This is a genomic window from Pseudomonas sp. AC463 (genome assembly GCF_979253585.1).
In genome coordinates this window covers 226206-247836 of record NZ_CEEDDZ010000010.1, presented here as the reverse complement: position 1 = coordinate 247836, position 21631 = coordinate 226206, and the positions used below count along the sequence as shown (strand labels likewise).

Below are 21631 nucleotides of genomic sequence, written 5' to 3'. Positions count from 1 at the left end.
GTATGACCCGCGTCCAGGCCTCAAATGTGTAAACGATGTCCCCGGTTTCAGATGTAAACGATGTCTACGGTTCTACATCCCGATGGCGGCGGATCAGTCGATGCATCTTTTGACTGTCAGACCGCTATCGGGGGCAAGCCCCCTCCCACATTTGGTTGCAGCTATGGTTTAGCGAACACCGTCCTGGCGCAGGGCCGCTGGGGTGAAGTCGCTGGTGGTGGCGGTGAAGCCGAAGTCATAGGCCTGCTTCTCTTCGTTCTTCATGCCCAGAGCCAGGTAGCGGCCGGACTGCAGGTCGTAGAGGGTTTCCAGGGCGTACCACGGCACTTGCTTGTCGTAGTAGTTCTCGGCATGGGCTTCGGCGACGCGCCACAGTTGGCCACGGCCGTCGTAGTGGTCGATCACCGCTGCTTGCCAGGTGTCTTCGTCGATGAAGAAGTCACGCTTGGCGTAGATATGGCGCTGGCCTTCCTTCAAGGTCGCCACCACATGCCAGACGCGGCGCAGCTCGTAGCGGGTCAGGTCCTGGTTGATGTGGCCGGCCTTGATGATGTCGGCGTATTTCAACTTCGGATCGTCGATCTTGTAGCTGTTGGAGGCGATGTAGATTTCCTTCTTGCCTTCCAGTTTCCAGTCGTAGCGATCCGGCGCACCGTTGTACATGTCCAGGTTGTCGGAGGTACGCAGGCCGTCGGCAGCGGTACCCGGGCCGTCATAGGACACTTGCGGCGCCCGGCGCACACGGCGCTGGCCGGCGTTGTAGACCCACGCCGAACGCGGTTCCTTCACCTGGTCCAGGGTTTCGTGCACCAGCAGCACACCACCGGCCAGACGGGCCGGCGCGGTCACTTGCTGCTTGAAGTAGAACAGCACGTTGCCCGGGTTTTTCGGGTCGAAGTCTTTCATCTTGTCGCGGAACACGAACTGGTCTTTGAAGTACACCAGGCTGAAGGAGCCGTTGGTTTGCGGCGTAGCCTGGGTGACCAGGCGCGTCACGCTGCCGCCGCGATAACGGGTGATGTGGTTCCAGATCACTTCCACGCCACTTTTGGGAATCGGGAACGGCACGGCGGTTTCGAAGTTTTCCAGGCCGTTGCCGCCGGACACCAGATTGGTGGTGGTGGCGTTCTTCTTGATGGCGGCGAACACATCAGCCGGCACCGTGGCGCCGCGATGGGTCGGGTAGACCGGCATCTTGAAGGTTTCCGGGTAACGCTTGAACATCGCGTATTGGCCCGGCGCCAGCTTGTCCTTGTACTGCTCGACGTTGGCTGCGGTGATGGTGAACTGCGGTTGCTCGCTGGCGTAAGGGTTGGCCAGGAAACCACGGGCATCGACGGCGCCGGCGTTGGTTGGCAGTGGCGACCATTTCGGAATGGTGCCGGCCGCGTTACCGGCCATTTCCGCGCCCATCGGCGTCAGGCTGGTGCCCAGCTTGGACGCTTCATCCGCCGACACTGCCGCCATGACGTTGCTTGCCAGGATCGACAGCCCAAGCACACCCACATGCAACAGACTTTTAGTTATTTTCATGTTCTGGTTCTTCCTGAAATGCAGTGTGCTTAGAAGTTCGCGCCGAAGCTCAGGGCGACAAAGTCGCGGTCATTCACCGTACTGAAATCCCCACCGAAGAAGTTGGTGTAGTTCAGACTGGCGGTATAGGTATTTTGATATTCAGCATCCAAGCCAAGGCTGACGGCTTTACGGCCTTCTTCAAAGTTGGCGCCAGGACCTGGGGAATAACCCTTGACGTCATGGGACCACGCCACGTTTGGCTTGAGGTTTACGCCGGCAAAGACGTCCGGGTATTCCCAGATAGCACGGGCGCGGTAACCCCAGGAAGTGGCAGTGGTGAAGCCATCGTTGTTGCAGTTGGTGTTCAACCCATTGGCGTTGCCCAGGCCGGCGCCTACAGCGGTCGAGTTATTGAGCGTATTACAGAAACCACCGGGCAATGTACCTGGACCAAACACCGGGTCGCGCCCATAACGCGCCTCGGATTTGCTTTCCAGCCCCCCCACGTGCGTCACCCCGATTTCACCAACGGTCGTCAAGCGGCTGGCGCCCATCACCTGATCAAAGAAGTGCGTGAACGTGGTCTGGAACTGCGTGACTTCCTTGCGGTTGTAACCATGCAGGTCTTGACCCGGCGAGCCTTTGAGTACGGACGCGTTGCCAAAGCCGATAATAGGCGTGACGCCGGCATAGAGTATGTCGGTAGTACTTAATTGAACCGGCGCATTTGGCCGGTAGCTCAACTCGCCGCTCCATGCGGTTCCGGTAGGCAGCGTAGTGGAAAAACTCAAACCATAAAGACGGATATCTTCCGGGTATTCGACGAAGTAGTTGGAGCTACCCGCCACAATCACCGGGCGTAACGCCGCCAATGGACCCAAAGGACGGTTGTACGCTGACGCTGGGGCTCCTTGCGCACTGAAAATCGGCGCACGGCTGTGATAGTTCATGAAGTACGCGCCAAACTCGGTGTCCAGCGGCTCAAAGTTGTAGTGCATGGCCACACCAAACTGGCCACTATCGCGCGCATCGCGGTCAGGGCCACGGCGTACCAGCACGCCTTCCTCATTCACATCAACACCAGCAGCATTGAGGGTTGGGTAGGCAGCAGGGTTAATGCGCGAGCGCTTGCTCAACACCCGCAGGTTGTTATCGCAACCATCGGAGATTACGTCCGGCTGCGAAAAGAACGTTCCGCAGTTATCCGTAACGGTCTGGTCCCACTCCAACTGATAAAAGGCCTCTGCCGACAAGTTATCGGTCAAAGTTTGCGACACATAGAACATGTTGACCGGAATCAAGCCCTCCTTGACTTCCGCACCCGGCCGACGGAATGCGGACACGTCAATCGGGTTGATGGAGTTGATGCCGCCGCCGATGAAGGTACTCTCACCCCAGCTCACTACTTGTTTACCGAACCGCACGCTACCGGGCTGATCGGCAATCGAGTAGTTGTGATAGATGAACGCATCGAGAATCTGCCCGCCCGAGGACTTGGCGCCCTCTTTGCGGTTGCTGTCGCTGATGTCCTTGAACTCGCGGCTTTCATCCTTGAGTTCAAAGTCATACCAGTACTTGCCACGCACAAACACACCGGTATCGCCGTATTTCAGTTCCAGGTCATGAATACCTTTAAAGATCTTCGAGAACGTTTCGCCGCGCTTGAAATTCAAGTGGCCGTCATCGGAGGTCTGGGACAAACCGTTGCCGCCGTTGTTGGCACCAATCAGATCCTGGTTAGGCTTGGCTGTCGACCAACTGGCCCCCACAGAAAGCGACGAGTCAAAACTCCCTTCGATTTCACCGATATTGAAACTGACGCCGAATGCGGGCCCGGCGAGCGTAGAGGCGAGACTGACGGCCAGGGGCAGTCTTGCCCGGCGCCAGAACTGGTTTACTGAGGTCATCGACGCTACTCCATGTGCATTATTGTTATGGCAGTGAGTTCTTTGTGTGATGCGTGTAACGGCCGGAATACAACGATTCCAATGCCGCTCGGCAGCCGAGCCCCCATGGCCCGAAGCGGAACATCCGTGAAAAACTCTGAGAGGGACTATAGCCAGCAGGGGGTAGTGCTTGATCCCTCTAAAGTGTGATTTGCATCACCGACCCGTCTGCCACAACCCTTTCGCCATGTCAGCGAAGGCCGACGCGGCAAGGATGGCTGAAAATTGGCAAATCACAAGTAAAGGTGCGAGATAGAGCAGTGCCGTGCCCGAACGGGCACGGCGAGGGGCGTCAGAGGGTGGACAGGAACGTGCTGTTGTTGGCCTGCCATTCGATGATGTCAATGCGGATACGTTTTTTGTCGAGCTTGCCCACGCTGGTCTTGGGAATTTCCGTAACAACCGCGATCTGGCTGGGGATCGCCCACTTGCTCAAGTGGCCCAATTCAACAAACGGCTTGAGATGCTCCTTGAGCTCACGGGCCCCTATCATATGGCCATCACGCACCACCAGCAGGGCAAACGGGCGCTCGCCCCACTGCGGGTCGGCGATGCCCACCACCGCTACTTCGCGTACCGCCGGGTGACGGCTGACCAGGTCTTCGAGGGCCAGGGACGAGACCCACTCGCCGCCGGTCTTGATCACATCCTTGATGCGATCGCGGATATCGATCACGCCAAACGCGTCCAGGGTGGCCACGTCGCCGGTGTGCATCCAGCCGCCGGCCCACAGCTCGGCGCCCTTCTGCGGCTCGTTGAAATAGCCTTCGCTGAGCCACGGCGCGCGCAGCACCAACTCGCCCTGGGACTCGCCATCGGCCGGCAGAAAGTTGCCCTCGCTGTCGACGATCGCGGCTTCCACCAACGGCCCCGGCACACCGGCCTTGATGCGGTAGGTGGTGCGCTCGTCCTCGGTACCCGCCATCAGTTCTTCGTTGAGGTGGGCGCAGGACACCAACGGGCCAGTTTCAGACATGCCGTACGCAGCGGTCAGCTGGATCCCACGCGCCTTGGACGCTTCATACAGCGACCGGTTGAGCGCGCTGCCGCCGATGACGATTTTCCAGCCGTCGAAATCCACACCCTGGGCGGCCTTGGCGTTGAGCAGCATCTGCAGGATGGTCGGCACGCAATGGGAGAAGGTGACCTTCTCCTTGCGCCACAACTCCACCAGGTATTCCGGGTCGTAGCGGCCCGGGTAAACCTGCTTCAAACCAAGCATGGTCGCCACATACGGCAGGCCCCAGGCGTGCACGTGGAACATCGGCGTGATCGGCATATACACGTCGTTGGTGCCGAGCAATCGCACGCTGTCGATGCTGCCCATGATCGTCGCCACGCCGATGGTGTGCAGCACCAGTTGGCGGTGGGTGAAGTACACGCCCTTGGGGTTGCCGGTGGTGCCGGTGGTGTAGAAGGTAGTGGCGACGGAGTTTTCGTCAAAATCCTGGAAATCGTATTTCGGGCTGGCAGCCGCCAGCAAGGTTTCGTACTCGCCGACTAGGTTGGGCAGCTCGGCGGTCTTGGACTCGCCATCGGTGAGCAGCAGGGTCTTGTCGACGGTGGTGAGTTGCCCGGCAATCGCCTGATAGAGCCCCACGAACTCACTGTTGACCAGCACAAAGCGGTCCTCGGCGTGGTTCATGGTGTACAGGATCTGTTCCGGCGACAGGCGCACGTTGATGGTGTGGATCACCGCGCCGATCATCGGGATGGCGAACATGCACTCCAGGTAACGGTGGCTGTCCCAGTCCATCACGGCAACCGTGTCACCGGCCTTGACCCCGGCCTCGGTGAGCACATTGGCCAGGCGCGCGACGCGTTCGATCAGCGTCGGGTAGGTGTAGCGCAGTTTGTCGCGGTAGATGATTTCCCGGGTTTTCTCGTAACGCGCCCCGGACATCAACAGGCGTTTGATCAACAGCGGGTATTGGTAAGCGCCTTCGGCGGGTGGGATAACACGGGTCTGCAACATACGAATCCCTTTTATGACTGCACGGTCTTGGCTCAACGTTCTGCACTGTAGAGCGCAAATGTTTCAGCCAAATCAGCCAAAGGAATGATTTGTGGAGGTCAGTGATTGCTGGCTCTGCGCCAGTATTCGGAAACAATGGAAGCCAAATGTGGGAGGGGGCTTGCCCCCGATAGCGGTGTATCAGTCAATACATGCATCAACTGAAACACCGCTATCGGGAGCAAGCCCCTCCCACATTGCGCTTATTTCATACTGGTAAACGCCAACTTAACCCCAATCGCAATCAACACCGCGCCCATCGTCCGATCAAACCAATGCCCCATCCGCGCAAAACCCGCGCGCACGCGCTGCTGGCTGAACAGCATCGCCACCAGGCAGAACCACAACGCGGTCGCCACGGCCAGGTACACCCCGTAACCGGCCTGGATCGCCAACGGCGTATGCGGGTTGATCACCACGGTGAACAACGAGAGGAAAAACAGCGTGGCCTTGGGGTTCAAGCCATTGGTCACGAACCCTGCGGTAAACGCGCCGCGCGGGGTGCGCTCGCCGGCTTCGCGGTGCAACTCGCCTTCGGCGGCAGGCTTGGCCGGCTGCGCGCGCAGGGCCTTGAAGCCGATGTAAAGCAGGTACGCGGCGGCCGCCCATTTGAGCGCGTTGAACAGCACGATGGACTGCGACACGATCAGGCCGATGCCGAGCAGCGAGTAACCCACGTGCAGGAAAATCGCCGAGCCCACCCCCAGTGCAGTCCAGGTGCCGGCGCGGCGGCCGTGGGTGACACTTTCGCGTACCACCACGGCGAAATCCGGGCCGGGGCTGGCCACCGCCAACAGGTGAATCAGGGCTACGGTCAAAAACTCGGCGGCGTACATGCTCACTCCAATTACGTAACGGATTATTTCATCTGATAGGCTCGGCAGATTACGCCTTCGAACCCTTGCACAAAAGGTACAGTTGATGACGAACAATCGCCGCGCGGTCTTCCTTGATCATCCTTCCCTAGACCTGGGGGATCTGGACCTCAGCGAATTGCGCAACAGTTTCAGCGACCTGCAGTTGTTCAGCGACACCACGCCGCAGAACGTGGTTGAGCGCCTGCAAGGCGTCCACGTCGTGATCAGCAACAAAATCGCGCTCAACACCGAAACCCTGGCCGCCTGCCCGGACCTCAAGCTGATCCTGGTGTCGGCCACCGGCACCAACAACGTCGACCTCGAAGCGGCCCGCGCCCATGGCATCACCGTGAGCAACTGCCAGGGCTACGGCACGCCGTCAGTGGCGCAGCACACGATCATGCTGCTGCTCAACCTGGCCACGCGCCTCAAGGATTATCAACACGATGTCAGCGCCGGCAAGTGGCAGCAAGCCAAGCAGTTCTGCCTGCTGGACCACCCCATCGTCGAGCTGGAAGGCAAGACCCTCGGCCTGCTCGGCCATGGCGAACTGGGCGGCGCCGTGGCGCGCCTGGCCGAAGCCTTCGGCATGCGCGTGCTGCTCGGCGCGATTCCAGGGCGCCCTGCCCGTGCCGACCGCGTGCCGCTGGATGAGCTGCTCAGCCAGGTCGACGCGCTCACCCTGCACTGCCCGCTCAACGAACACACTCGCGACTTTATCGGCGCCCGCGAACTGGCGCTGCTCAAGCCGGGCGCGTTTGTGGTCAACACCGCACGTGGTGGCTTGATCAACGAACAGGCCTTGGCCGATGCCCTGCGCAGTGGCCATCTGGGAGGCGCGGCCACCGATGTGCTCAGCGTGGAACCGCCAATCAACGGCAACCCGTTGCTGGCTGGCGATATCCCTCGGCTGATCGTCACGCCGCACAACGCCTGGGGCAGTCGCGAAGCGCGGCAGCGCATCGTCGGGCAACTGACCGAAAACGCTCGAGGCTTTTTCGACGGTGCCCCGCTGCGGGTTGTGAGTTGATAAACTGCGCCCCTTTTCAAGGAGCAGACCATGGATCCGCGCAGTGAAGTACTGCTTCGTCAGGCCGAACTTTTTCAAGGCAACCTGCTGCTGGTGGGGTTGCCTGCCGACGACTTGCTCGGCCGCCTGCCCAACGCCCACGGCTGGTGCTGGCATGCCGGCGACCAGGCGGCGCTCGACGCGCGCTTCGCCGAGCGCAGCCTGTTCGGCGTAAATGTGCCCGAGCGTGGGTTTGATGCGGCGGTGATCTTCCTGCCCAAGTCCAAGGACCTCACCGATTACCTGCTCAACGCCGTGGCCGCACGGCTGCCCGGCGCCGAGCTGTTTCTGGTCGGGGAGAAAAAAGGCGGCATCGAAAGCGCGGCCAAACAGATGATCCCACTGGGCAAACCGCGCAAGCTCGACAGCGCGCGGCATTGCCAGTTGTGGCAAATCACCGTGGCCAACGCCCCGCAAGCGGTAGAGCTGGAAAGCCTGGCGCAGGTCTTCGAGGTACCGCTGGCCGAAGGGCCGCTCAAGGTGGTGAGCCTGCCCGGTGTGTTCAGCCACGGTCGCCTGGATCGCGGCACCGAGTTGCTGTTGGAGCATCTGGATAAGTTGCCCAGCGGCCACTTGCTCGACTTCGGCTGCGGCGCTGGCGTACTGGGCGCTGCGGTAAAACGTCGTTACCCGCACAACACGGTGACGATGCTGGATGTGGACGCCTTTGCCGCCGCCAGCAGCCGCTTGACCCTGGCCGCCAACGGCCTGGAAGCGGAGGTGCTGACCGGTGATGGCATCGATGCCGCACCGATGGGTTTGAACGCGATTTTGAGCAACCCGCCGTTCCATGTCGGGGTGCACACCGATTATTTCGCCACCGAGAACCTGCTGCGAAAAGCGGCGAAACACCTGGCAAAAGGCGGCGAACTGCGTCTGGTCGCCAACAGTTTCCTCAAGTACCAGCCGCTGATCGAAGAGCACTTGGGCGTGTGCGCGATCAAGGCCGAGGGCAATGGTTTTCGCATCTACCGTGCCAAGCGCGGCTGACGGGCGTTTGAAAAAGAAGGCTTGCCGAATGGATTTTGCCTAGGCAGAATCCGCTCCGTCCTAGGGGAGTAGTCTCCCACGAGCGCCACGCTCGTCCGGCATACGTCAACATACTTGGTCAACAGACCATGGCGTATGCGACCCAGGAGTCCGCACAGACGGACCGGGGTTTGACAAGACCTATGACACGAACACCTTACCCGGGGCGGGAAGGCTGTACGTGTCATAGCCGTGTCGACCCGCCCCTGGAAACTTACCTGATGCTGGATTCACTACTCGTTCCTACCGCAATCGTTGCCTTGGCCGAAATCGGCGACAAGACGCAACTGCTCGCGCTCATTCTTGCTGCACGCTTTCGCAAGCCCTGGCCAATTATCGCCGGCATCGTCGCCGCGACCCTGGCCAACCATGCGGCTGCCGGTGCCGTGGGCGCCTGGTTCGGCAGTTTCTTTTCGGATGCAGTGTTGCACTGGATACTCGCGGCGAGCTTCTGCGCCACGGCGTTGTGGACCCTGGTGCCGGATAAACTCGACGATGACGAAGCCAGCACCACGCGCAAATTCGGGCCGTTCCTGACCACGCTGATTGCGTTCTTCCTCGCCGAAATCGGTGACAAGACGCAGATCGCCACGGTGATGCTGGCGGCGCAGTATCCGGAGCTGTGGCTGGTGATTATCGGCACCACGCTGGGCATGTTGATTGCCAACGTGCCGGTGGTATTGGCGGGGAATTTTGCGGCGGAGAAGCTGCCGTTGACGATGATTCGCAGGCTAGCGGCTACGGCCTTCTTCATCTTGGCCGTAGTCGCGGTGTACAAGGCGATGCAGAGCAGCGGCTGGATCTAAGCTTGTAAACCCAATCAAATGTGGGAGGGGGAAAGTCGAATCGTCGCACCGCCCCTCCCACACTTGGAGCTTCACTCAACCTGGAATCAGGACTTCTTGGCCTGTTGGTAAAGCGGCATCACCTTCGGAATCGCCGCCTGCAAGGAGGCGATACGGCTGTCGGACGCCGGGTGTGTACTCATGAACTCCGGCGGCGAACCTTCCGAGGCCTTGGCCATCTTGTTCCACAGCGTGATCGCCGCGTTCGGGTTGTAACCGGCGCGGGCCGAGAGTTCCAGGCCGATCAAGTCGGCTTCGTTTTCATTGCTGCGGCTGTTGGGCAAGGTCATGCCGTAGTTGGCCACGGTGTCGGCCAGCGCCAGGCTGTCCTGGCCGAGGCCGAACAGCGCACCGGCGCCCTGCTTCGCCATCTCGATGCCGTAGGCCTTGGACATGGCTTCACGGCCATGCTCGCGCAAGGCGTGCGCAATTTCATGGCCCATCACGGCGGCCAGTTCGTCATCGGTGAGCTTGAGGTTGTCGATCAAGGCGCTGTACACGAAGATCTTGCCGCCAGGCCCGCAGTTGGCGTTCATCTCGTCGCTCTTGATCAGGTTCACTTCCCACTTCCACTGCGCCGCATCCGGGCGGAAGGTGGGCGCCTGGGCGATCAGGCGCTTGGCAATCGCCTGCACGCGCTTGGCGTTGGCGCTGGTCTTGTCCACCAGGCCTTTGCCACTGGCTTCGCCGAGGGTCTGCTGGTAGGACTGGGCGTACATCTGGTCGACTTCCTGGCTCGACAGCATGCTGAACATGTACTGCTTGCGCTCTACCCCAACCGCGCCGCCGCTGGTGGTATTGACCGACTGACACCCAGCCAGCAGCACTGCCGCCGCCAATACACTTATGGCCAATGACTTCTTCATCAATTCTCTCTCCCTGTAGGACGCCCTGAAAACATGGCGCGTATCGTAGGCGGTCATTTGTATCGACGCCAGATACAACAGACGTGTAACCGCAGTTTTTCAGATACATCCTACAGTGCGCCCACGGCTCAGCCTGGAGTCAGACACTCCGGCCCGTTGAGCTTGGGGTCATTGATCATATTGGCCAGCACCCGCTCACGCAGCGGCGCAGGCTCACTGGCCAACAAGCCTTGCAGCACATGCAATGGGGTCTCGGGGTCAAGCCAGGCTTCTTGCCCGGCCGCATCCAGAATCAATGGTCGGCGCTGGCTCTGCGCGGCCTGGGTCACCACTGCCGTACTCAGCCACACTTGCTCCTGCACCGGATAGGCTTCCCAGATCGCGGCAAAAAACAAGCTGGCGCCCTCTCCCGGCGTGAGCCAGTAGGGGCGCTTGCGCTGGGTGCCGCGCCATTCGTAGAAGCCGTTGGCGGGCAGCAGGCAGCGACGCTGGCGAAACGCTTCGCGAAACATCGGTTGCTCGGCCAGGGTTTCGGCGCGGGCGTGGGCAGGGGTGCGAGACAAGTCGGTCAGCCAGGGCGGCGTCAGGCCCCAGCGCGCACGGGCCAGGCTGCGCTGGCCGTCACTCAGGCGCTGGATCAGCACCGAATCATTCGGAGAGATGTTCCACTGGGGCTGCTGGTCAGCCGGGAAGCCCGGCAAGGCAGCAAAGGCGGGATTCCAGCGAAACAGGGCATAACGTCCACACATGGGGCAACACGACTCTTGGGGTAAACCGACCGACAGCCTAACAGACCAGCACGTCGGGAAAGCTGTCGGGTTCGTCGCCGGGCAAAGGCTGCGCGCCGATGTAGGCGGTAATCAGCTCGCGGGCGTCGATGGCCCGGTCGTTGTCCACCTCCAGGCCCAACAGGCCGAATATCGGCAATTCACCGGTACCACCGAGCAGATGGCGCCCCACCAGGTGCGCCTCTATGCCCTCGCTGGCGAGCATCTGTTGCAGCAGCTCGCCTTCCATCAGGTTTTCGGGTTCGTAGATTCGCTGCATGGGCGCACCTGTTCAATCACTTGCGCTGGGCGTCATTCGTTTTCGCTGCGCACGTTCAGCATCCATTCGCCATCGTGCACTTGCAGCTCGAACGTGATCGGGCGGCAACACACGGGGCAGTCCTCTATATATTCCTGATCGCCCGCGGACAGGTCCAGCAACGCCGTGACCATCTCCCCACAATAAGGACATTCGTACGATTCCTCTTCCATCGCGGTCTCCCAGGTGACTTGTGCGTATAATCGCCGGTCTATTTACAGGGCTATTTCCGGTCGGGCCCATTACCCGCACCGCACCCTTATATTTCTTCTACTTACCCTAGCCGTTTCTAACAAGAGAGCATGATGGGCGAATTCGATACCATCCGACCTTACAACGACAGCGAAGTCCCGGCAGTGCTGGACCGACTGTTCAGTGACAAGGCCTTTCTGGACATCCTGACCCACTTCCGCTTCCCGCGCTTTGCCGGCGCCCTGGGCTGGCTGCTCAAGCCGATGATCGCCCGCAAATTGCGCCGTGAGTTCGCCGGCGTCACCACCGTGGCCACCCTGCAGGACAAAGTCGAATACTACGTCGACCACACCATCGACCGCGCGACCGACGGCGTCACCTACACCGGCGTCGAGCAGCTCAAATCCGGCGTTGCCTACCTGTTCCTGGCCAACCACCGCGACATCGTGATGGACCCGGCCTTCGTCAACTACGCCGTGTACCACGCCGGCCTGCCGACGCCACGCATCGCCATCGGTGACAACCTGCTGCAAAAGCCGTTTGTCAGCGACCTGATGCGCCTGAACAAGAGCTTCATCGTGCACCGCTCGATCACCGGGCGAAAGGAGAAGATGGCGGCGTTCAACCTGCTGTCGGCCTACATCAACCATTCGATCCGCAACGATTGCCAGTCGATCTGGATCGCCCAGGCCGAAGGCCGCGCCAAGGACGGGGACGACCGCACCGAGTCGGCGATCCTCAAGATGTTCCACGTCAGCCGCAAGGACGAGCCGTTTGCCGAGGTGATCCAGTCGCTGAACCTGACGCCCGTGTCCATCAGCTACGAGTACGACCCGTGCGACTCGGCCAAGGCGCGCGAGCTGTATATCCGCGCCACCACCGGCACCTACACCAAGGCGCCGGGTGAGGATGACGTGAGCATCGCTCTGGGCATCACCGGTTACAAAGGCCGTGTGCACATCAACTTCGCGCCGCCGATTACCGAGCGTTTCGAAGACACCAAAGTGCTGGCCGTGGAAATGGATCGACAGATTCTCGGCGGCTACCGCCTGTTCCCGGTGCATTACCTGGCTTACGCCCAGTGGAGCGACGCCGATCCGCAATTGCAGGTGCCCAAGGCCGCAGACGTATTCCCGGCGGATGAACTGGCCAAGGCGAAGGCGGAGTGGGAGCGGCGCTTGAACGAGTGCCCGGCGGAGCACCGACCGTTTCTGGTGGTGCAATATGCGACGCCGGTGCGTAATCAGTACCGCGTAAAAGCCGGAATCCCTCTGTAAAACACTGAACTAAAAATGTGGGAGGGGCGGTGCGACGATTCGACTTGCCCCCGATAGCGGTGGGTCAGCTAATGAATAATTGGCTAACACACTGCAGTCGGGGGCAAGTCGAATCGTCGCACCGCCCCTCCCACATTTGTTTTGCTGTGTGTTTAGAGGTGGGTGCTGAGCCAGGAAATGGCCAGCGCCAGCCCCAGGCAGGCGAACCCGATGCGGTACGCCATGCGGTGCGCCCGTTCGGTGCGCACATCCAGAAACAACATTGGCTGGTCGATCGCGCGATCTTCGCTTTGGGCGCTCAGCTCGGCCATCGCGCGCTGTTCGCGCAGGCGGGTAACAAACAGCAGCGCCGCGCCCGGGCAGGCCACCGCTAAAGCTGCAACATTGATCAATAGTGCGGGCAACGCCATCACAAACCTCAGTAAAACAGTGCCTTGGTATCCGTTCGGATACAAACCTGAACGATAGTGGCCTCCAGCGCCGGAAACGTTCCCTTCTCCATTGACGGCTAATGTATCCAGTAATTTACAGCGTCACCTGAACGTCACCTTAACAGGCCACTCTGTTGCCCTTCGAACGTTCGGGAGCTTGTCATGCTGCACGCGCACAACCAGGATCGGCTGTATCTGATTGCCCCAAGCGATGAGCAAGAGGCGCTGGTCGGCTGCCTGGCGTTCAACGTCCAGGACCGTCACTGGCTGGTGTACTGCGCCCTTGGCGGGCACCAGCATGCGGACTTGCCGGAGGCCGATCTGTTGACGGGGGTAAGCATGCTGGACTTCTGTATCGACACTGCCGCGTAAAACTCAAGGCGAAAAAAAACCGGGCTCATCACCGAGCCCGGTTTTTTTGACAGCGGTTATTGCGAGCTGAGCAACGAACCGATGCTTGGGTCTTTGAACAGGCGGGTCAAGGCGTCACTCAACACGTCGCTGACCAGCTTGGTGTTGGTCTCCTGGTTCGGCGACATGCCGAAGCGCTGGTTGAGCGATGCACCGTAGCGACCACTGTAGCGACGGGTACCGGCGGTGACGTCGGACTTGAACGTCGCACCGATGGACGCTTCAGTGACGTACAGGCCGTCTTTAGGCGACTGATACTTCAGCTCTGCCAAGGTGATGGTCAACTGTGGCGCGCCCGGCGAGTTGGCCGGGGTGAAACCCAGCAGGCGTACGGCCGCTTCGGCCTGGGCCTGCAGCTTGGGCAGCACGTCTTGAGCATTCACCGACACCAGGGCAGTTTCCGGGTACAGGCCGCCACGCGAACCCAGGGTTGGCGACGGGCGACCGTCCACAACACGTACCGACACCGGCTGACCATGGCCCACCGGGGCCAACTGCGTGGTGATCTTCGGTTCAGGGGTGAGTTGTTGCGGGCTGTTGGCGCAGCCAACCAGGGTCAAACTGGTCACAGTGATCAAACCGAACAACAGGCGTTGCAACATGCTCTTCTCTCCAGAAATCAGGTACCGACAGGCCGGCAGTATAGCGGGGCGCCACGGCGGGGAACTAGCGGCAGTTACAACCTGTGACCTATCGACGGCGTCACGGTTCGATGTCACCGAGATGTCACGGTTGTAACACGGGCTCGTCATCCCGAGACGGCATGCTTGGCCTCAATCTCAGGAGGTTGATCGCCATGCATTTTCTCTGGTCGCTGTTTACCCGCAAGCCCGCCCTTCGCCAGTTTGCCCTGCTCGATGCACAAGGCCGCTGCCAGGCCTTCAAGGAATGCGGCCAGCCTCCCGTCGGTGAAGGCTGGGTGGAAATCGAGGAAATCCGCTTGAGCTGGATGCACCGCCCGTTGCCGGCCCACGCACGGGTAAGCCCACGCCCAGCGCAGTCGCTGCGAAACCAGCCGTTGGCCGCCTGACCGAACACCTAATAAAAGTCATAAAACACGCCCATTTCCTTGGCGTTCTTCGCTACAATCTCCCCCCGATTATAAGGACGTCTCCTGATCGGGCCTCGCAACACCGTTAATGCCTCGGCGTTAACCACCCAAATCGCCCACAGAGAGCCGCCCACACAGATCGAGTGAAGCTGGCGCGCTTGCTGTTTTCTCTGCAAACCACCCGCCTTTACCCGAATCTGCCAGAGCTGCCATTGCGCTCGGCCACTTGAGTTGTTTGCCCGTTTTGCCGCGTGTCGGCAGAGGTTTGCGGGCCAGGTGCCAGGCTGGGGCAGCCCTTTTTTGAGGTTCACGTCTTCAAAAGAGCGTGAAAAAACGGGTTTTCACAACTTCACAAGAGTGTGGCGAGCAAATGAATAGTTTGGCGTTTGTACAAGCACCATCAGCGTCTGGAACAGCCCAACCACACAGGACCGAGCACGCCTCAAAAACCGGAGCTTGAGCCTGTCCGTTACGGATTGGTTGCACGAATCGCACGCTTTGACCATAAGTCGAATTGCCACAGGCGCCCATGAATGCGTTCATAGGCAGACAGGCCCGGCAGGAAGCGTGCGCTGAAGTTGCAAAGAATTGCGAATCGGACATGGCGATCCTGGCCATGGGTAACCTGGGGCAACACGTGAAACGCCCCGTCACTCCTGGCAGCCATGCCGTCAATTTGGTGCTGCAGATTTTGGAGACGCGTTAAATGGCGCATAACGAAGCAGTCGACGTAGTACTGGTAGGGGCCGGCATCATGAGTGCCACCCTGGCCGTGCTGCTCAAAGAGCTCGACCCCGGCCTCACGCTGGAAGTCGTTGAGCTGATGGACTCGGGTGCCGCGGAAAGTTCCAACCCGTGGAACAATGCCGGTACCGGCCACGCCGGTCTGTGTGAGCTGAACTACACGCCACAGGCCGCCGATGGCTCCATCGACATCAAGAAAGCCGTGCACATCAACACCCAGTTCGAGGTGTCGAAGCAGTTCTGGGCGTACCTGACCAAAAAGGGCACCTTTGGCTCGTCCAAGTCCTTTATCAGCCCGGTGCCGCACCTGAGCTTCGTGCAGGGCGACAAAGGCGTGTCCTTCCTCAAGAAGCGCTTTGAATCCCTCAGCCGGCACCACGCGTTTTCGGACATGCACTACACCGAAGACCGCAGCGAAATGGCCGAGTGGATGCCGCTGATGATGCCGGGCCGCCCGCTCGACGAAAAAATCGCCGCCACCCGTGTCATGAACGGTACCGACGTCAACTTCGGCGCGCTGACCAACCAACTGCTCGGCCACCTGACCAGCGCCCCGGATGCCCAGGTCAAGTACTGCAAGCGCGTCACCGGCCTCAAGCGCAACGGCGCCGGCTGGACCGTGAGCATCAAGGACGTCAACAGCGGCAACAGCCGCGAAGTCGACGCCAAGTTCGTGTTCCTCGGCGCCGGTGGCGCGGCCCTGCCGCTGCTGCAAGCCTCGGGCATCGAAGAAAGCAAAGGCTTTGGCGGCTTCCCGGTCAGTGGCCAATGGCTGCGTTGCGACAACCCGGAAGTGGTCAAGCACCACCAGGCCAAGGTCTACAGCCAGGCCGCCGTGGGTTCGCCGCCGATGTCGGTACCGCACCTGGATACCCGCGTAGTGGATGGCAAGAAATCCCTGCTGTTCGGGCCATACGCCGGCTTCACCACCAAGTTCCTCAAGCACGGTTCGTTCCTGGACCTGCCGATGTCGATCCGCGCCGGCAACATCGGCCCGATGCTGGCCGTGGCCCGCGACAACATGGACCTGACCAAGTACCTGGTCAGCGAAGTGCGCCAGTCCATGGAACAGCGCCTGGAATCCCTGCGTCGCTTCTACCCTGAAGCAAAAGCCGAAGACTGGCGCCTGGAAGTGGCCGGCCAACGTGTGCAGATCATCAAGAAAGACCCGAAAAAAGGCGGCGTGCTGCAATTCGGCACCGAGCTGGTCGCGGCCAAAGACGGCTCGCTGGCGGCGCTGCTGGGGGCTTCCCCGGGTGCTTCGGTGACGGTGTCGATCATGCTGGAACTGATCGAGCGTTGCTTCCCCGAGAAGGCTGCGGGCGAGTGGGCGACCAAGCTGCACGAGATCTTCCCGGCGCGGGAAAAGGTCCTTGAGACCGATGCCGAGCTGTACCGCAAGATCAACGCGCAGAACAACATCAGCCTGGAACTGGTTGAGCAAAGCAACGAGGCCGAAAGCTACGCTTGAGGCTTGGCTGCAATAAAAAAACGCCCCTCGGGGCGTTTTTTTTGGTTCCGAGCGTTAGCCGCGGGCTTTTTCGATCAGCTCGATGTACTCAGGCGCGTTGCGCTGGTCCTTGATCAGCTCGACGAAGGTCTGGCCCTGCTCGTCCTTGCCATCCAGGTCCAGGCCGGCTTCCTTGAAGAAGCCCAGGAACCGCTCGAAATCGTCGATACGCAGGCCACGGTAGGCCTTGATCAGTTTGTGCAGGGACGGCGAAGTTGCGTCAACCGGCTCGAAGTCCAGGAACAACTTGATCTGATCGTCGCCGATCTCATCACCAATCACCTGTTTCTTATCTTTACGCATTACCGACTCCAGCCTGCAGACATTTACACGGGGGTTGAAGTCTACCTGTGCGGCGCGCAGGAGGTCCAATGTGGGAGGGGGCTTGCCCCCTCCCACATTTTGATCTTCGGTGTTCTGGCTATTTTGTACGCACGGCGCCCGTGTGCAAGTCTGCCCAGATATGCCCGTTGGCATAACTGAGGAATTGCACATACACCGTGTCATTGCGCAGCAGGTCGACGATCACGCGGTACTGCGCCAGCGGGTAGGACAAGGTCAGGGTTTTGCTGCTGTCATCGAACACCGGCTTTTTCAGGCTTTTGCTTTCGGCATCGAAATTGAGCACCACCTGGGCAATGCTCGCGCCCTTGTTCAGGGGTTTGCCCTTGAGGCGGATCATCAGCGGCGAGGTGACGGGGATCGGTTGCTGGCTGGATTGACGCTGGTTACCCACCACCACCGCGTACTCGGTGACTTGCAGCAGTTGCTGCTGGTCGGGGGTTTCGGCGCGCAGGGTCAGGTCATCCGGCGGCAGGAACTGGCTGTGCAAGGGTGCGGGGGCGGCTGCCAGCGGCAGGCTGAGGGTCAGCGCCAGGGCGGCGCACGTGCGAATCAACAGGCTCATGGACAGCTCCAGACGCAGGGGCCAAGCACGATAGCATGACAACCCTGCGCCGAGACTGGATCACATGCCTTTGACGGCGAAGATCCCATTGGCGTTGCGCCAGTAGCCTTTGTAGTCCATGCCGTAACCGAAGATGTAACGGTCGATGCACGGCAGGCCGACGTAATCGGCTTTCAGGTCCGGGCGGGCCTTGCGGTCGTGGTCTTTGTCGATCAGCACGGCGGTGTGCACTTTGCGCGCGCCGGCGTGCTTGCAGAAGTCGATGATCGCGCCCAGGGTGTGACCTTCATCGAGAATGTCGTCGATGATCAATACGTCGCGGTCGATGAACGAGACTTCCGGCTTGGCTTTCCAGAACAGGTCGCCGCCGGTGGTTTCGTTGCGATAGCGAGTGGCGTGCAGGTAGGAAGCTTCCAGCGGGAACTGCAGATGAGTCAGCAATTTGCCGGCGAAAATCAGGCCACCGTTCATCACGCAGAAAACCACCGGGTTGGTGTCGGCCATTTCGCGGGTGATGTGTGCGCCGACCTTGGCGATCGCTTCTTCGACTTGCGCTTCGGTGTACAGGCAGTCAGCCTCGCGCATGATTTGACGGATATGCTCGAGATCAGCGGACATGGCGCTCTCCAAGGGGGTGCTGTGGCAAGAAAAGCGGGCGAAGGTACGCTTCTCGTGCGCTCCGAGCAAGCCTTAATGGACTAACGTACTAGATGTCTATAGGACAACACCCTCGGATAGATTAATCTAGGCCGGTTTTTTTGCCCGCCGCCGGAGCCTTTCCCATGCCCACTCGCGAGATCCGCCACCCGCTGATCCAGCACAAGCTCGGCCTTATGCGCCGCGCCGACATTAGCACGAAGAATTTCCGTGAGCTTGCTCAGGAAGTCGGAGCGTTGCTCACTTACGAAGCCACCAAGGATCTGCCCCTGGAAACCTACGAGATTCCAGGTTGGGCCGGTCCCGTCCAGGTCGAGAAAATCGCCGGTAAGAAAATTACCGTGGTGCCGATCCTGCGCGCCGGTATCGGCATGCTCGAAGGCGTGCTCAGCCTGATCCCGGGCGCCAAGGTCAGCGCCGTAGGCGTGGCCCGCAACGAAGAAACCTTGCAGGCCCACACCTACCTGGAAAAACTCGTTCCGGAAATCGACGAGCGCCTGGCCATGATCATCGACCCGATGCTCGCCACCGGCAGCTCCATGGTCGCCACTATCGACCTGCTGAAGAAAGCCGGCTGCAAAGACATCCGCGCCATGGTGCTGGTGGCTGCCCCCGAAGGCATCGCTGCCGTCGAGAAAGCCCACCCGGATGTGCAGATCTACACCGCGTCCATCGACGAGCGCTTGAACGAACACGGCTACATCATCCCAGGCCTGGGCGATGCCGGTGACAAGATCTTCGGCACCAAGCAGAAGGACGCGTGAGCATGCAGGATGAATTCAACGACCCGCTTTGGCGCCAGATCCTGTCTGGCGCACAAATGCTCTTCGTAGCATTTGGCGCGCTGGTGTTGATGCCGCTGATCACAGGTCTTGATCCAAACGTTGCACTGTTCACCGCCGGCCTGGGCACGTTGTTGTTCCAGGTGGTGACAGGGCGGCAGGTGCCGGTGTTCCTGGCGTCGAGCTTTGCCTTCATTACCCCGATCATTCTCGCCAAGGGCCAGTTCGGCCTCGCGGCGACCATGGGCGGGGTGATGGCGGCCGGGTTCGTTTATACCTTCCTCGGCCTGGCCGTGAAGATCAAAGGCACCGGGTTTATCGACCGGCTGCTGCCGCCCGTGGTGATCGGGCCGGTGATCATTTCCATCGGCCTGGCCATGGCGCCGATAGCCGCCAACATGGCGATGGGCAAGTCCGGCGATGGCGCCGAACTGATCCATTACCAGACGGCGATGCTGATTTCGATGCCGGCGCTGCTCACCACGCTGATCGTGGCGGTGTTCGGCAAGGGCATTTTCCGCCTGGTGCCGATCATCTCCGGCGTGCTGGTGGGTTTTGCCATGTCGTTCTACTTTGGCGTAGTCGACACGGCGAAGATCGCCGCGGCGCCGTGGTTCGCCCTGCCCCACTTCACCGCGCCGGAGTTCAACTGGCAGGCGATCCTGTTTATCGTCCCGGTGGCCCTGGCCCCGGCGATCGAGCATATCGGTGGCGTGATTGCGGTGGGCAGCGTGACCGGTCGCGACTACCTGAAAAAACCTGGCCTGCACCGCACCCTGCTGGGTGACGGCATCGCCACCACGGCTGCCGGCCTGTTTGGCGGCCCGCCGAACACCACCTACGCCGAAGTGACAGGCGCAGTGATGCTGACCAAGAACTACAACCCGAAAATCATGACCTGGGCGGCAGTGTTTGCCATCAGCCTGGCGTTCATCGGCAAGTTCGGCGCATTGCTGCAGAGCATTCCGGTGCCAGTGATGGGCGGGATTCTGTGCCTGCTGTTCGGCTCGATTGCGGCCGTGGGCATGAACACGCTGATTCGCCACAAGATCGACCTGGGCGAAGCGCGCAACCTGGTGATTGTGTCGGTGACCCTAGTGTTCGGGATTGGCGGTGTGCTGGTAGGCACCGGCACCGGCCCGGACGATTTCGGCCTCAAGGGCATCGCCCTGTGTGCGGTGGTAGCGATTGGTTTGAACCTGCTGCTACCGGGCAATGATGGCTGGAAGAACAAGAAGCCGGACGAACCGTTGCTCTAACTAACAATGCAAAACCAAATGTGGGAGGGGGCTTGCCCCCGATAGCAGAGTGTCAGTCAGTACATTAGTGACTGACACACCGCCATCGGGGGCAAGCCCCCTCCCACATTTTTTTCTTCAGTGTGGCTTAGAGCTCGCCCAGGCCATCGATCAGCGCCTGGTTCTGCTCCGGCGTGCCGATGCTGATCCGCAGGAACTGGGCAATCCGCGCCTGCTTGAAGTGCCGCACGATCACGCCCTGCTCACGCAGCTTCGCAGCCAAACCGGCGGCGTCGTGTTTGGGGTGACGCGCAAAGATGAAGTTGGCCGCCGACGGCAACACTTCAAAGCCCTTCCCTTCCAACTGCGCCACAACCTTCTCGCGGCTGCCGATCACCAGCTTGCAGGTCTTGTCGAAGTATTCACGGTCTTCAAACGCCGCCGCCGCGCCGACAATCGCCAGGCGGTCCAGCGGGTAGGAGTTGAAGCTGTTCTTGACGCGCTCCAGCGCCTCGATCAGGTCCGGATGGCCCACGGCCAGGCCCACGCGCAAACCGGCCAGTGAGCGCGATTTGGACAGGGTCTGAGTCACCAGCAGGTTCGGGTAGCGGTATACCAGGCTGATGGCGGTCTCGCCGCCGAAGTCGATATAGGCCTCATCGACCACCACTACCGAATCCGGGCTGGCCTTGAGGATCTGCTCCACGGCGTCCAGCGCCAGCACGCAGCCGGTCGGCGCGTTCGGGTTGGGGAAGATGATCCCGCCGTTGGGCTTGGCGTAGTCGGCAGCGCGGATCTGGAACTGCTCGTCCAACGGCACCGGGTCGGACTTGATGCCATAGAGGCCGCAGTAAACCGGGTAGAAGCTGTAGCTGATATCCGGAAACAACAGCGGCAAGTCGTGCTGGAACAGGCCGTGGAAGATGTGCGCCAGCACTTCGTCGGAACCGTTGCCGAGGAACACCTTGCCGGCGTCGACCCCGTAATACGTGGCCACGGCCTGCTTGAGCAGGTCGCTGTTGGGGTCCGGGTAGAGGCGCAGGTTGTCGTTCAACTCGGCCTGCATTGCGGCCAGCGCCTTGGGCGACGGACCGTAGGGGTTTTCATTGGTGTTGAGCTTGACCAGCTTGGTCAGCTTCGGTTGCTCGCCGGGTACGTAAGGCACGAGGTCCTTGACGAAAGGGCTCCAGAATTTGCTCATGTC

General features: G+C 60.6%; 23 protein-coding genes and 1 riboswitch. Of the genes, 9 read left to right on the top strand and 14 right to left on the bottom strand.

The annotated features are described in order from the left end of the window. Positions 1-168: 168 nt before the first annotated feature. The 4 genes from AC0IYH_RS15275 to AC0IYH_RS15260 all read right to left on the bottom strand — a co-directional run bounded on the left by AC0IYH_RS15275 (position 169) and on the right by AC0IYH_RS15260 (position 6311). The gene (locus AC0IYH_RS15275; RefSeq protein WP_471834968.1) at positions 169-1533 is read right to left on the bottom strand and encodes a DUF1329 domain-containing protein; all 1365 of its coding nucleotides are present in this window, start codon (positions 1531-1533) and stop codon (positions 169-171) included. 29 nt (positions 1534-1562) lie between these two features. After that, on the bottom strand, positions 1563-3422 hold the full coding sequence (locus tag AC0IYH_RS15270; RefSeq protein ID WP_116629069.1) for a DUF1302 domain-containing protein: 1860 nt from the start codon (positions 3420-3422) through the stop codon (positions 1563-1565). 331 nt (positions 3423-3753) lie between these two features. Beyond that, the gene (locus AC0IYH_RS15265; RefSeq protein WP_122773707.1) at positions 3754-5436 is read right to left on the bottom strand and encodes a fatty acid--CoA ligase; all 1683 of its coding nucleotides are present in this window, start codon (positions 5434-5436) and stop codon (positions 3754-3756) included. Between the two features lie 242 nt (positions 5437-5678). Next, positions 5679-6311, bottom strand: coding sequence for a LysE family translocator (locus AC0IYH_RS15260; RefSeq protein ID WP_010213066.1), 633 nt, complete (start codon positions 6309-6311; stop codon positions 5679-5681). An 85-nt stretch (positions 6312-6396) separates the two neighbouring features. On the opposite strand from AC0IYH_RS15260, the gene AC0IYH_RS15255 reads away from it, so the two are divergent. The 3 genes from AC0IYH_RS15255 to AC0IYH_RS15245 all read left to right on the top strand — a co-directional run bounded on the left by AC0IYH_RS15255 (position 6397) and on the right by AC0IYH_RS15245 (position 9236). After that, complete coding sequence (locus AC0IYH_RS15255) at positions 6397-7362, top strand: 2-hydroxyacid dehydrogenase (protein WP_116629071.1); 966 nt, start codon at positions 6397-6399, stop codon at positions 7360-7362. A 30-nt stretch (positions 7363-7392) separates the two neighbouring features. Next, complete coding sequence (locus AC0IYH_RS15250) at positions 7393-8391, top strand: methyltransferase (RefSeq protein WP_471834966.1); 999 nt, start codon at positions 7393-7395, stop codon at positions 8389-8391. A 50-nt stretch (positions 8392-8441) separates the two neighbouring features. Further along, a riboswitch (yybP-ykoY riboswitch) is annotated at positions 8442-8563 on the top strand. An 88-nt stretch (positions 8564-8651) separates the two neighbouring features. Then, positions 8652-9236, top strand: a complete 585-nt coding sequence (locus AC0IYH_RS15245; RefSeq protein WP_471834965.1) for a TMEM165/GDT1 family protein — start codon at positions 8652-8654, stop codon at positions 9234-9236. Positions 9237-9322: 86 nt separating this feature from the next. On the opposite strand, the gene AC0IYH_RS15240 is transcribed toward AC0IYH_RS15245, so the two are convergent. The 4 genes from AC0IYH_RS15240 to AC0IYH_RS15225 all read right to left on the bottom strand — a co-directional run bounded on the left by AC0IYH_RS15240 (position 9323) and on the right by AC0IYH_RS15225 (position 11400). Further along, positions 9323-10141, bottom strand: coding sequence for a M48 family metallopeptidase (locus tag AC0IYH_RS15240; protein ID WP_116629073.1), 819 nt, complete (start codon positions 10139-10141; stop codon positions 9323-9325). Positions 10142-10269: 128 nt separating this feature from the next. Further along, complete coding sequence (locus AC0IYH_RS15235) at positions 10270-10890, bottom strand: SOS response-associated peptidase (protein ID WP_116629074.1); 621 nt, start codon at positions 10888-10890, stop codon at positions 10270-10272. Positions 10891-10927: 37 nt separating this feature from the next. After that, positions 10928-11188: a putative signal transducing protein gene (locus AC0IYH_RS15230; RefSeq protein ID WP_101266597.1), complete on the bottom strand. Its 261-nt coding sequence runs from the start codon at positions 11186-11188 to the stop codon at positions 10928-10930. A gap of 32 nt (positions 11189-11220) precedes the next feature. Further along, positions 11221-11400: a CPXCG motif-containing cysteine-rich protein gene (locus AC0IYH_RS15225; RefSeq protein ID WP_116629075.1), complete on the bottom strand. Its 180-nt coding sequence runs from the start codon at positions 11398-11400 to the stop codon at positions 11221-11223. 132 nt (positions 11401-11532) lie between these two features. Between AC0IYH_RS15225 and AC0IYH_RS15220 the strand changes: the two genes are divergently transcribed. Further along, complete coding sequence (locus tag AC0IYH_RS15220; RefSeq protein WP_206222708.1) at positions 11533-12696, top strand: 1-acyl-sn-glycerol-3-phosphate acyltransferase; 1164 nt, start codon at positions 11533-11535, stop codon at positions 12694-12696. 152 nt (positions 12697-12848) lie between these two features. On the opposite strand, the gene AC0IYH_RS15215 is transcribed toward AC0IYH_RS15220, so the two are convergent. Next, positions 12849-13106 carry a hypothetical protein gene (locus tag AC0IYH_RS15215; RefSeq protein WP_116629077.1) on the bottom strand — a complete coding sequence of 86 codons (258 nt, stop codon included), beginning with the start codon at positions 13104-13106 and terminating at the stop codon, positions 12849-12851. A gap of 183 nt (positions 13107-13289) precedes the next feature. Here AC0IYH_RS15215 and AC0IYH_RS15210 point away from each other — a divergent pair, with 183 nt between their 5' ends. Next, a complete protein-coding gene (locus AC0IYH_RS15210; RefSeq protein WP_471834963.1) occupies positions 13290-13499 on the top strand; it encodes a hypothetical protein in 210 nt (69 codons plus the stop codon). A gap of 56 nt (positions 13500-13555) precedes the next feature. On the opposite strand, the gene AC0IYH_RS15205 is transcribed toward AC0IYH_RS15210, so the two are convergent. Further along, positions 13556-14140, bottom strand: a complete 585-nt coding sequence (locus AC0IYH_RS15205; protein WP_122773704.1) for a YajG family lipoprotein — start codon at positions 14138-14140, stop codon at positions 13556-13558. Positions 14141-14334: 194 nt separating this feature from the next. On the opposite strand from AC0IYH_RS15205, the gene AC0IYH_RS15200 reads away from it, so the two are divergent. Beyond that, entirely contained in the window at positions 14335-14568 is a 234-nt protein-coding gene (locus AC0IYH_RS15200) for a hypothetical protein (protein ID WP_116629080.1), read from the top strand. A 727-nt stretch (positions 14569-15295) separates the two neighbouring features. Next, on the top strand, positions 15296-16804 hold the full coding sequence (gene mqo, locus AC0IYH_RS15195) for a malate dehydrogenase (quinone) (RefSeq protein WP_471834962.1): 1509 nt from the start codon (positions 15296-15298) through the stop codon (positions 16802-16804). Positions 16805-16858: 54 nt separating this feature from the next. Here mqo and AC0IYH_RS15190 read toward each other — a convergent pair whose 3' ends face one another. From AC0IYH_RS15190 to AC0IYH_RS15180, 3 genes are all read right to left on the bottom strand, one after another. Next, positions 16859-17146 carry a PA4642 family protein gene (locus AC0IYH_RS15190; protein ID WP_116629083.1) on the bottom strand — a complete coding sequence of 96 codons (288 nt, stop codon included), beginning with the start codon at positions 17144-17146 and terminating at the stop codon, positions 16859-16861. A gap of 118 nt (positions 17147-17264) precedes the next feature. After that, positions 17265-17750 carry a hypothetical protein gene (locus tag AC0IYH_RS15185; protein ID WP_116629084.1) on the bottom strand — a complete coding sequence of 162 codons (486 nt, stop codon included), beginning with the start codon at positions 17748-17750 and terminating at the stop codon, positions 17265-17267. Positions 17751-17810: 60 nt separating this feature from the next. Next, complete coding sequence (locus AC0IYH_RS15180; protein WP_034102221.1) at positions 17811-18368, bottom strand: hypoxanthine-guanine phosphoribosyltransferase; 558 nt, start codon at positions 18366-18368, stop codon at positions 17811-17813. Between the two features lie 164 nt (positions 18369-18532). Between AC0IYH_RS15180 and upp the strand changes: the two genes are divergently transcribed. Both upp and AC0IYH_RS15170 read left to right on the top strand, forming a co-directional pair. Then, entirely contained in the window at positions 18533-19171 is a 639-nt protein-coding gene (upp, locus tag AC0IYH_RS15175; protein ID WP_004372055.1) for a uracil phosphoribosyltransferase, read from the top strand. Positions 19172-19173: 2 nt separating this feature from the next. Next, entirely contained in the window at positions 19174-20448 is a 1275-nt protein-coding gene (locus tag AC0IYH_RS15170) for a uracil-xanthine permease family protein (RefSeq protein ID WP_101266579.1), read from the top strand. 127 nt (positions 20449-20575) lie between these two features. On the opposite strand, the gene hisC is transcribed toward AC0IYH_RS15170, so the two are convergent. Next, positions 20576-21628, bottom strand: a complete 1053-nt coding sequence (gene hisC, locus AC0IYH_RS15165; protein ID WP_471834960.1) for a histidinol-phosphate transaminase — start codon at positions 21626-21628, stop codon at positions 20576-20578. Positions 21629-21631 lie beyond the last annotated feature (3 nt).